Origin of the sequence: Vibrio glycogenivorans, from assembly GCF_051660965.1 — a bacterium.
Classification (GTDB): domain Bacteria; phylum Pseudomonadota; class Gammaproteobacteria; order Enterobacterales; family Vibrionaceae; genus Vibrio.
Window position 1 is genome coordinate 250,921 of sequence record NZ_JBPVIS010000006.1, and the last position, 11,777, is coordinate 262,697.

Here is an 11,777-nt window from a genome sequence, read left to right on the forward strand (position 1 = left end):
TCATACTCCCTTTGCAGCAAGAAAACGAATAAGTTTGATAGCGTCAGGCTGATAAGTCGTCTCAGAGACACTGATTAAATTGTGGTGTTCGACGATGACACTTCGTTTAGGCTCAGTGGGGTCTGGCTTTACCTCATGCTGTCGAATCACTACTCGACACATATTCAGTAGTTTGTCGATGGCATCCTCAATTTGCTTTGGTAGGTTTTGGGCCGAAGTACTGTGTAAATACTCTTGCCTAACCAATGCTCGAAAAGCAGGCGGGTCGATGATGAGCTTTCCGGTTGTATCGGTCAGTTGAATCATCAATTGGTGGACACGGTTTAACCATCCATGGGTGGCTTTATTCTCACTCAACGTTGAGAGAGATTCGATGGTATAGAGCAGGTCACAGTCTTTGAGAAAGACCTTCCATGGCATACTCCACTCGCAATGAACACCCCCGGGTTTATTGACTCGTATGGCAATACTGTCGCGCCCGGTTTGGTCTTTGGCAATATCATCTAATAAGTGATGTGCATCAGCGATGATTTTCATTAACGGCGATTTGATGTGGGCGTATTGAATAGCTGCTGATATGGTTGATGCGGCTAACTCTTGGTCGAAAAGGCGCTCGTACGTTTCTCGGATATCGATAGCGCAGGGCAGAGCAAACTCCATTGGCAACAGCGCTAACACATCGTCTCCACCAGCATAAATTAAGAATCCATTGTGCTGTTTTACGATTTCTTGGACTTGTTGAGTAAATTGATTCAACGCATTACTGATACCTTCCTGCTTATATCCTTCACTCATTTGAGCGCCAAGGCTGTCTCCATCCATGATCAACAGCGCGTAAAATGGGGAGGGAGCCTGCATACCTGCCGATTTAAGTAAGTGGCGGAAAGAGTTCTCAAGTTCACGTTTATCAGCTCGGGTGTCTGCGTCATTGAGTCGATAGCTCATTTCGGAGGTGAGCATATGGGGAAAGAAGGTCATGCCATCAATTTTTGTGATTGGGTGATGATGGTTCTCGAAACACGCAAAGCGGATATTGCTGGCTGGTCGGCCATTAAATGCACTCTCCGATGTGACCACAATATGGTCAACCTCCATTTGAACATCACGATCACTCTGAGCACAATCAAGCACGTTTTTGAGCCAAGGCACAGCCGCCAAGTAGGGCAATGATGGCACATGCAGCGGCGTATTATGATCATTGTCTAACGGCTTGAAACTCCAACCTCGAATCTCAACCCCAGACTGGAGTGTGACCGCTAATCGATGAAAATGATGGGCAAATCGCCTTTTAATTAGGGCGAGAGCGCACAGTTGCTCACCCTTATTGAGATCTGTATGGCCCAGATACTGTCTGAGCTCTGCCCAAAACGTTTTGGAGTCAGGTTGGGCAGGGTTGACTGTCCCTGATAGCTCTTGCCATGACCCCATCATCATACATTTGCTGCCAAACTCTTCTGACGGGTAGTGAGATCGCCAGTTTTTACGTCGGTCGAGCAGGTTAGTCTGTGAATCATCTTCCGCCAGCACCCAACTGATATCCCAGATAGCCGCAATCTGGCGTGACCAGATGTGTTGAATTTGCGTTTGGTCGTATTGTGGGTGTGTTGACAAAAATGGCGCAAGGTCATTTTCCCATACTAACTGCGCTAGCGCTTTCCATGCCGCTTGAATATCCGCCACCACCTTTTCACCACTGAAATCGCTCGGAACCGAGCCAAGTAGTTGCTTTGTCTTAAAGCGATTTGGGATACCACCTTGCAACGGGTTGTGGTCTGGACGCTCTCGACGACCATCCATGGCTTGCATAAAAAGTTTATTAGGCTGGGGAAAGTGAATATCGCCCCGATACTGTTTCACAGACAGAATCGCGACACCAGATAGCCACGACAAAATAAACGAGCCCGCCCAGTAATCACGGCTTCTTCTGGCTTGTGCAACGAAGCCTTGAACCGGTCCAAGAGTCAGATGGAAATAGTGTTCGTTCATTCGCAAAGCTCCTCGCTTGTGTTTCTCTCAGTAATGGACAGGCGATGGACAAAACCTGGATAAGAATGCCCTGAGGGCGACTTATAACGTGGTAATTGCATATAATCCCGGATCACTTGCCAATCAATATCCTCGGCGCTTAATGACTTTTGAAGATGGTTATAAGTAAGATGGCCATCAAGAGGGTAAAATTGAGCAGGAATAAGCGTTTGAACTGCGGCGTAGCTGCCATCAGTAAACTTATGCACATGGATAAAAAGTGGGCTGGCTCTGCGACTGTCGTTTCCGGCCCCATTGATTTGAACCTTATTATTGTTACGTCTGTCGCGAATACTCGAAAAGTAATAATTGTGAGGTAAGCCAAACACAATACGCTGGGGGTGGCTGGCTAACTTTTTGCTCATTATAAAATCAAAAATAACATCATGGTCTTTGTGAAAAAGTTGTAAGGCCTGCTTACCAGCGACTTTATTATGTCGGCCGAAACTACGATAAACCTGTTGCTTATCGCCAATTTCCTGCAAGCATGCCTGCCAATCACGACTGTTTGAGACGGAAACATCTGACTCGGTCAGGGCGGAAAGTGCAGTGAACGGGGCGAGTGACGCACTGCGACGGCGGCCTTGAAATATTTGTTTGAGCTCATTGATATACTCGACTTGACCTGCAGGCAGGTGCAGGGGTTGGTCATTAAGCGACAAGGATTTAATCACGATAGACCCGAATCCTTTTCTATTGCGCGACCCTAATCCCCCAAGGAGGCCAAACAGCCGCACTGCATCGATAAGTTGCGATTGCTGAAGCTCCGATGCGCCTTTTAAAACCAGATCCAATGAGAACACACTCTCTGGAGCAAGGGATTGTTCCGTGACTAGGCCGCCTTGATGCTTGGAGCTATAGTTGTATAGGCCAATGCCCAGAAGGTAAGCTAGGCCATTGGCTTTTACGACACCCCAGTTGTAGTGTGTCGAGCGTTGTTTATTGACCCTAACCGAGACAATCCCTTGTCCCCCGCCGTGAGAGTCAGCGGGACCACCAAACAGTGATATCTCTTCTTCACGCAATTGAGCTAAGGCATCAGCGTCGTTGCTATGTCCAGAAATAATCTCATCCCACCTTAAGGCTCTCCACCAAAAACGCAATGCGCCCTTGATTGAAGTCGGTCTTACGCCTGAGGCCATTTGCTGACCATCCCGAATAAACATGGGGGTAATGATTTCAAACTCAGCCTTGATCTTGCTATACATAATTATCCTTTCCGCTGTTCAATTTAGGCGCGCAATAGTTTGGCAAACTTTTCCTTAGACCCTAGCACCACGATTCCTTTAATTGGCCGATCACAAATTTGTATAAATTGCAGATAAACAATATAGTATGTTGTATTTAACTCTTTGCATATAGTTCTTGGTCACGTTAAAGCAATGCGACTTAAAGAAAACAATAAGAAATATTGATAAGCAACAAAATAAGCTTCAAGTATACAAATAGTATATTCGCTCTATAGATAACAAAGTAACTATAGAGCGAGTGAAATTTGATCTACAACAAATGAACGAATCAAAGGGAGTGAACTTATGCGCGATATGACAAATTTGTTTTGGAAACGCTAACTGACGCTCTAGATTATATTGATGCTAACGCATATTTCAGGTTCTTTAGGAGGCAGTGATGAGTATTACAAATGTAGCCAAAAAGCTAGTTAATTCTCTGAAAACTTTCTTTTCGACAGAAAAAGCTACAGTGCAACAAGTCAGCACGGCCCCACATACGTCGACGATAGACCAGTATCGCAACAATGTGCGTTCAATTAATAATATGAACACCTACTTAAATATTGAGGAGTCAAATCGCTACTTTAATGCTTGGGAAGAAGGACTGAATGACGGGCCGGAGGGTGAACCTGCCGATGATGCTGTCGGGGTATTCACTCGTTTCGATAAGCAGGTGATCCATCACTACAAAAAGACGATAGAAAAACTGCATGCGATCACATCAGACTTCATCACTTCCCTCGTCGAATCAATCAGAAATGACACCCCTCAAGCAAGAGAGAAAAAATTTAATCAGCTGGTTGCAGATACCAAATCAGCGTTAGATAAAGACTTTGAGGCAGCGTACCAACAGGGCGAAATGGAGTTACGTGAACTGGAAAGTGAGATGATAAAGCAGCAAAGCTATCTGATGTACTTTCGTGAGCGTAATCAGCTTAACTTTCGTGATGCTTATTTGCCAGGGAGTCTAGTGTCAATAGGCATATTCTTCATCACTTTAATATTACTAGAAAGCATTTTTAATTCGGTGTTCTTTGTAGAGATGCAGGCAAATGGTCAAATCGGAGGCCTTCTAATATCACTTGGTACGTCAATCGCTAACGTATCATTTAGCGTATTTTTGGGGTACTTTTCTCGGTATACCAAAGTTCCTAATCGAATGATGAAAACTCTTGGCTACGTTGCTCTTGGAGGATTTGTCTTATTTGCCTTGGGTCTCAATGCGTTTGTCGCGCTATCGAGACTTGGCGATATGAACAGCTCTCTAGAAGAGCTATTCACTCCTTTACTTCAACTAGCCAATATAGGCCTACCTAGGTTTATGGAGAGTGTAATTTTGCTTGTGTTGGGTCTAGTGATTGGTGGTTTATCATTCAGAAAAGGCTACTGTGGTCTGAGTGACCCCTACCCAGAATTTACCAAAATGACCCTCAATGCGCTTCAAGCGAAACAGGCTTATCAGGATAAAGTGACTGGCTTTAAGCGCGCATTAGAGCAGATTAAAGAGCAATGTCTACAACCGGTAACATCACAGTATGTTGATATTAAGGCCCGTTATGGGCAAACACAGTCGAAACTAGAAACCTATGAACAGATCTGTACGGAAGAGTTGAAGGTTGCTCAAAGTATGATCGATGCTTGCTGTGGTGTGCTTGAAGAGTATCGTCGAGCCAACCTGAAAACTCGGGTCTATGCGCCAGAAACTCTCAGAGTCGTCCCGGTCGAGGACTTAACCACGGAAATGGCGATCGAAAGAGGCGATGGTCAAGAGATCTACAACTATGTCGAGGAGTGTGACGAAGTTTTTCAGAATATCTTGGAGCTTTATGAGCAACTGAAAAGTGAAGTTAACGACCAAGAGCAAGAGTTACTTACTCGCTGGCAACGGCTCTGTGGGGAGGTGGATTCAAGTGAGCGCCTTAAGTTTGCATTAAGCTCGAGCCCAAACGAGGTGGCCATGTTTGAAAAAATGCCCCAAAAAGAGGGTGAGTTACATGGGCATTAAGAGCTCCACAATTGATTTGCTCTGGTCCAGGAATTAAATATTGCCACGCGCGATCCTTGGCAGCAATAAGTGCCTGCGTTGACAAATTTGTAACGGTTATTGATGGCGAAATTTCGAGTTAGAGTCTCTATATCGACAAAATAGGAGAAGCGTTATGTTTGATCTGTCTACACGGGTAATGGCACCGTCAAAAACCTTTGGCTCAGCGCATTGGATGTCACGCCGCGACTTGTCAAATACTAACTTGTGCGAAAATCAGGGCAATCCTCTCCTTGGAGGACTTGCATCTAAGCACCTATTCAAAAAAGACTATTTACCCGTCTATCTGAATGCCAACACGCATAGCTTAACGATTGCGCCAACCCGCTCTGGCAAGGGAACCTGTCATATCATCCCCAATCTATTAACCATGGAAAAAACCTCCATATTTGTATTGGATCTGAAGTCTGAGAATCATGATATTACCGCTCAATATCGTGAAGAGCATTGTAATAGTAAAGTTTATCGTTTTGCACCCTATGACTTGTCGATCAGTGATTCATGGAACCCGATCAAAGCAATCTATGTCGACCCAAACCATCCGGAGCGTTTGTCGCTAGAGCAAGAGTATGCTGAGCACCTTACCATGATGTTGCTCTCTGAGCCGGATAAAAATGCTGATTCGTTTTGGATAATCACGGCGAGGCATGTACTTCAGGCTTTCATTATGTACGTTGCCTACAATGAATCGTTTGAGGGTACGACTGAAGAGTGTTATCCGCGGGAGCAAACGATGGCAGAGGTCGTTCGTCTGCTGGGGCTCAAAAAAGAACAGATGCGCAGTGTGATTGACATGATGCGTGACCATAGCAACCCAAAAGTTGCGGTGTATGCGGCTGAAATAGCCAACCTATTGGAGGTGGATAAAGCGTTTTCTTCTGTTCTAGCGCACATTAATAACGATCTTTCTGTATGGACCGACGAAAGAGTTAAGTCGGTAACAACAGAGCATAATATTGACTTTGCAACATTTCGCGAGAAATTATCCACCTTTTATTTAATGATCGACCCAGAACATATCCACCGTTACAAACCGGTTATTCGGGCACTGGTCGGCTGGGGGATTAAATCAATGCGCGCGAGCTATGATGAAAGTGTGCACCGAGACCAACTGCCGGTTTATTTTTTTCTCGATGAGTTTCTGTCACTGGGACGTTTTGAGCCGGTGCTCAACGGTATGACCTATCTAGCGGGATACGGGATCCGCATCTGGATGTTTATCCAAAACCTGGGGCGCTTGAAAGGCATTTATGGCAGCGACTGGGAAACCTTTATCGCTAACAGTGGCGTAAAGATTTTTTTTGGGGTCGCCGATTATGACACAGCGTGCCTAGTGTCACAGATGATGGGACAGCAAACCGTGCAGAGCATTCAGCGCAATTATTCAGCCACTCGCGGCAACTCAAGCTCTACATCCTCTAGCACCAATTACAGTGACAACAGCAGTAGCTCGAGTCGTTCAGAGGGCCGTTCTAGTGGTTACTCGCAATCTGAAACTGTGGGCGGGAGTTTATCTTACGTAGGGCGTAGTCTAATGACACCCGACGAAGTCATGCGTATGCAACCAGAAGAAGCGATTGCGTTATTTCAAGGCCAAGCGCCGATCAAGCTGCACAATATACCTTATTACAAGGTGCCAAGATTATTGGAGCGGGCGCAGAGCTGGACAAACCGTTTAGTAAAAGTGGAACAGGAACAGGAGCAAGACAATGAGTGATGTATACAGCAAAGAAAAACAGAAGTTTGCTCAGCGCCAAACTCTAGCGAAGCGTGTTCCGTTCAAGCACACTATTCCGACCCAAGCACATGCGATGAAACAAAAGCAGGTGTTGGTAGCGCGTCAAAAGGCACAGGCCAAACGTTTCTATCCACAGCAAAAGAAGCTTTGGGGAAAAATAAAGCAAAGAAGGGTGAATCAAGAGCAGATAGCAGAAGACGGTTATATGAAGTCTGCAGTTAAAGAAAATCCTTTGCTTAGCGCTATTTCAACTTGGACCGAACGTAAGTTGATTAACCGTAAGGCGATAGAGGGCTTAAACCCTGATAAACACGGTAAACTCTATAAAGCGGATCCTGCTAAGGTAAAAAAATCACGTCATAAACAATCACACTCTCATTACACTCGCCGTAAACAACATGAACCCAATAAGTCACAAAAGAAGCCAAAAAAATTGAACAATAAGCAGAAAGCGCTACTCCCTTATGAGCAGCGTCCAGGTTATATCAAGAAAACAAAAGAAACATTCATAACAGGTGTTATTGCTACCTGTATCTATCCTCCTATAGGTTTGGCAAAGATGGGTTACAGTGTGTTGCGAAGCGGCTTAACGCATAGAAATAAACTCACTAAAGCTCAAGCGCTAGCTTTGGCTGCAGCTCCAGTGATGCTTAAAGCTAATGGGGAAGTCTATAACAAATTACATAGCGAACTGACGAACCCAGTAAAACAAAAAGCTCAAGCCATCATACGACAATATCAAGATGATAGGGTTGTTAAGGACTTAGCTCACTATGGTGTCAAGATCGCAGATCATAAAATTGTCAAACAGGCCAAGATAACCGGCTCATCAGACAAGCGATTATTGAAGAAAGACCCGATAAATACCGACAGCACTGGTGTTGATAACAGCAAGCGACAAGTGCAACCCTCCAGTCAGGTGAAGGTGACAGACAAACTCTCCGTGCCAAACAAAGCCGAGAAGAAGGCGCCAAGTATCGACGCCCGTGATCAAGTAGCACTTGAGGATAAAGAGGCCAAGCAAGCCAAGGATAAAAAAGAGCGAGAAGCCGCAATGTTGCAAAAACTTGCCAAAATAAAAGCAAAAAATAAACAAAAACAGCGCGCACTCGATAAAGAGGCAAAAACGCTTAGCAAAGAGTCAAAATCGATGCAGTTAACCAAGTGATAACCGGGGTTACGTTAACGCAAATTTGTTTTTGACTAGAGAGTCAATTTGATTGGGTACATTTTAGTGAGATTCATTTTCTTGGTAGTGAGGAGAGTACTATGTTCGCTTTTGTTCAAAAATGGTTGAATCGCTCAGCTAAAAACAACATGGATAAAAAAGGTTCCCAATCTCCAAAATTCGAGGATGGTTTGACGCTGGAATACTATCAAGCACAAGCATCATCAATAATAAAGGCTGATTCAGCCCAGCGGTTGGATAACGGCAATAATTGTGCTGATAATCCAAATACGCTTCAAGACACAACCCAATGTTTGCAGTCATCTGTTGATAAGTTGCATGCGTTTACCGACAGCTTTACTGACAAAATATCATCTCTAGCGACGGCAAAGGGCAATGATCTCAGTGATACAAGGTTGCAGGAAGAGGTTAAGGTCGCCAAAGCTGCCATTGATGAAAGCTATGAGGCGATTTATAAAAAAACGCAGACCGAACTATGGGATCTATTTACGACGGCAAAAAGTAACCTGTGCTACCTTAAGCAGTTCCGCGAGCGGTATGGGTTAAATAACTTTGCCGTAAATCCTGATAAAAGCATGATTAGCGTTTGGGCTTTACTCGCCATATTATGGATCTTGGAGAGTTTGGCCAATGCGTACTTTTTCTCTGGGTTGCAAGACCTTGGGCTTGCAGGTGGATTTGTTATCTCCGCAGCGCTTTCAGCAAGTAATATTGTTCTCGGCTACTCTTTTGGCTGTTTTTCCCGCGATCTTAGAAAAAAAGTAAATAAGCACAGAAATATAAGTTATGCCTTTTTATTCACTTTTGCTGTTCTCGCAATAAGCTTGAATATGACAGCAGCGATGATCCGACTGGCAAAAGGTGATATTAGTGTTGATGAGTTGCTTTTTATTATTAGTAATTGGGAGCAAATTAGCGTAAAAGATGTGATGAATAGCTTACTGTTGTTTATTATTGGTATGTCTATCTGTTGCTGGAGTTTTGCCAAGTCATATGCGCTCTATAAAGTGAGACTTTCTGAGTTCACTAAGAAAAACCAACAAGCAGTTGAGTCCAGAAGGGACTTTATGTCTAAGATTGACGATTTGGAGTTGGAGCTAAAAAAATCTGCGGATCAACTGCTGTGCCATGTGAACGCCTCAGTTCTTAAGGCGCGGGAGAGTTTCAATATTATTGAAGCATTGCTTAAGAATCATGAAAAGATCTGCTTTGAGGAATTTAAGATGACGCAGAATTTGATAGCGACTTATCAGAGCAGAGCTATGCCTAACGGCCAAGACTCAATGAACGAGACTGGTGCCGATGCCAGTGAGGTATTATCGGCAGGAGAGCTAGAACTGCTAAAGGTTATGGCAAGAGAGGTAGACAAGGCGTTTTATGAACAGGTGCAATCCTATCACTTGATGATGACCAACATCGATGATCTTTACTTACAAGCGCACAATAATGCCAAACAGCAACAGGTGACATTACTTGGAGTATGGACACAGCGATATCACGACCTAGATCCTGAGCGTAAGTTGACCTTAGACCTTATCCATGACGATGACCATGTCGGTTACGATGCACAGCAGGCGATAGACATGGTTGATAGAGAGCTTAAAGGCTAAGAGGTTTATCACATGGCTTAAAGATTTACACGCCGTTTAGGCAGTTAGCCTTAAAAACCCAGCTTATTGAACAAGCTGGGTTTTTTCGTTAGGTATTAAAGAGTTGACTTTTTCCAATCGGCTAGCGCAGTTTTCAAAGTGTCATAGTTTTTAACTTCCGTCACATCGAGGTTCTGGATGCCATCGGAGCGATTCTTAATAGTTTGGGTAGGCGGGAACACAGTGACCAAGGTTGCTTTGCCGAAGGCCCCGCCATAGTTTTTATTTAAACTATCAAGCTTAGCCGTAGCGACTTGACCTTGCTTGTGTTGCTTTCTCCAGTTAATGGTCTTGGCCTCTAAAATTTTCAACTGATTGTTGTGCAGTAGCACAACATCAAACTCATTCTTCACATCGTTACTGTCTTTGTTTTGGTATAGTAAGTGTCCCTCGACATTGATCTTAACCTTATCGATCCCAACCTCTTGTGCGGCTAGATAGATCAACTCTTCAAGCCAGCCTCCACCCAAATATCGCGCATCATCGGCAGAGGAAAAAACCACAGATGTATTGTCATAAGTCAGTAAACCGCGGTTTTGCGCGAGGCTTAGAATTGATTTAAACTCGTGCCTAGGGGCATAGCCAATCTTTACCTTGGGTGTGAAGTTACCTAGCTCACTAAAGTTAGAGTGTTGGCATAAGCGGTTGATTTCAGATATTGCATTAGTGTTACGACTGGCATAACCGATAATAGACTTAGTAAGCTGTTCTCTCTCGTAAATTTCATCTTTAATGTTGTTATTCTGCTTATGGATAATAAAATTGTTAAGGTTGAAATAGTCTTTTATATCCAGAACGTCATTGTATGGTAGGGGGTCAAGTTTAACTTCATCGTTCAAGATTATGACACGCTTTTTAATACTATCAGTATAAATAGCCATACAGTCGTTACTAGGGTCATCGAACACCTTAGTAAAAGCCAACGACATGGGTTTGGTACCGCATGTGGCATTTAAAATGACCATCTCGTCGTTGTACTCGGTTTTGATTTTGTCGAGTAAATACATTGCTTGAGACTTTAGGTCATAAAAGTCATTAGGATCATTACAATGAAAAAGCTCAATATTATTGATATCTTTGCGACGATAGAACGCCTCTAAGTGTGCTGCACTCTGTCTATACTGCTCACCCGCGAGTACAAGATAAATTTTAGTGATTGACTTTGGATCAGATAAGACTGGGATGACATTAGGTATGAGTTGCTGTGAGAGAAGATTAATGTGGACGGCCATAAATATTCCTTTATCTATTGCTTAATTAATCACCTATCAACCTTAACAGCATGGTATTGGGTTAGTCTCGGTTGACACTTGGTTATTTGATCAAGATCGAGTTCGACCCCGCGCATACTCTCAGGCAACTGAAGAGAGAAGTGGATATAGGTGATGCCTTTCTCACACAATGACGCGACAATATTGATTGGCAAGGTGCCGATAACTGTATCGCCAGGCATGAGGGTATCGACATCCTCTAAATGAGTCAGCCATTGAGTCACCTCAAGGTGCTGAGACCGAGCCCAAGCTATGGTTGCTTTATGGCGACTTACAAAGTAAATAGTCAATATATTTTCTCCGAGCGGTGGGTGGAAGGTTAGTGGGTGCTGCCCCAGTTAGCCTTAATTGTGCCTAACAGAACATGAATGCAGCGATATTTATCGTCAATACTGCTATGACAAGATGAAGTTATACTAACGCTTTCTAAAAGATGCTCGGTGTAACGTTGGTCAAGTTCAATGATCAATTTTTTTAACTGCTCAGGTAACAAAACTGTACTATATAGGCCGATCAGCTCTATTTTATAGTCATTGAGCGTTTCAATACCTTGTTGAGTCAGCTCGATATCATATCTGCCTGTCATCGTGATACTCCCCCTCTATCAATATCGTGAGGAACATGATATA

General features: G+C 43.8%; 9 protein-coding genes. 4 read left to right on the plus strand and 5 right to left on the minus strand.

All coding sequences use genetic code 11. The features are described 5' to 3' along the window. Both cas10 and cmr1 read right to left on the minus strand, forming a co-directional pair. A complete protein-coding gene (cas10, locus tag ACSTTG_RS13855; RefSeq protein WP_438475240.1) occupies positions 1 to 1,986 on the minus strand; it encodes a type III-B CRISPR-associated protein Cas10/Cmr2 in 1,986 nt (661 codons plus the stop codon). Further along, positions 1,983 to 3,233, minus strand: coding sequence for a type III-B CRISPR module RAMP protein Cmr1 (gene cmr1, locus ACSTTG_RS13860; RefSeq protein WP_438475241.1), 1,251 nt, complete (start codon positions 3,231 to 3,233; stop codon positions 1,983 to 1,985). The genes cas10 and cmr1 overlap by 4 nt, the downstream gene beginning before the upstream one ends. Positions 3,234 to 3,654: 421 nt before the next feature. Here cmr1 and ACSTTG_RS13865 point away from each other — a divergent pair, with 421 nt between their 5' ends. The 4 genes from ACSTTG_RS13865 (at position 3,655) to ACSTTG_RS13880 (ending at position 9,838) form a co-directional block, all read left to right on the plus strand. Beyond that, a complete protein-coding gene (locus tag ACSTTG_RS13865) occupies positions 3,655 to 5,262 on the plus strand; it encodes a hypothetical protein (protein WP_438475242.1) in 1,608 nt (535 codons plus the stop codon). A 154-nt stretch (positions 5,263 to 5,416) separates the two neighbouring features. Beyond that, on the plus strand, positions 5,417 to 7,018 hold the full coding sequence (locus tag ACSTTG_RS13870; RefSeq protein ID WP_438475243.1) for a type IV secretory system conjugative DNA transfer family protein: 1,602 nt from the start codon (positions 5,417 to 5,419) through the stop codon (positions 7,016 to 7,018). Continuing rightward, on the plus strand, positions 7,011 to 8,207 hold the full coding sequence (locus tag ACSTTG_RS13875) for a hypothetical protein (RefSeq protein ID WP_438475244.1): 1,197 nt from the start codon (positions 7,011 to 7,013) through the stop codon (positions 8,205 to 8,207). Before ACSTTG_RS13870 ends, ACSTTG_RS13875 begins: the two co-directional genes overlap by 8 nt. 101 nt (positions 8,208 to 8,308) lie before the next feature. Then, positions 8,309 to 9,838 (plus strand): hypothetical protein, encoded by a 1,530-nt coding sequence (locus ACSTTG_RS13880; RefSeq protein ID WP_438475245.1) that lies wholly within the window; start codon positions 8,309 to 8,311, stop codon positions 9,836 to 9,838. Positions 9,839 to 9,933: 95 nt separating this feature from the next. On the opposite strand, the gene ACSTTG_RS13885 is transcribed toward ACSTTG_RS13880, so the two are convergent. From ACSTTG_RS13885 to ACSTTG_RS13895, 3 genes are read right to left on the minus strand one after another with little or no spacing between them, the layout of a single operon-like run. Further along, positions 9,934 to 11,109, minus strand: a complete 1,176-nt coding sequence (locus ACSTTG_RS13885) for a Card1-like endonuclease domain-containing protein (RefSeq protein ID WP_438475246.1) — start codon at positions 11,107 to 11,109, stop codon at positions 9,934 to 9,936. Between the two features lie 29 nt (positions 11,110 to 11,138). Next, complete coding sequence (gene csx16 / locus ACSTTG_RS13890) at positions 11,139 to 11,438, minus strand: CRISPR-associated protein Csx16 (protein WP_438475247.1); 300 nt, start codon at positions 11,436 to 11,438, stop codon at positions 11,139 to 11,141. Between the two features lie 29 nt (positions 11,439 to 11,467). Then, positions 11,468 to 11,734 (minus strand): hypothetical protein, encoded by a 267-nt coding sequence (locus tag ACSTTG_RS13895; RefSeq protein ID WP_438475248.1) that lies wholly within the window; start codon positions 11,732 to 11,734, stop codon positions 11,468 to 11,470. Positions 11,735 to 11,777 lie beyond the last annotated feature (43 nt).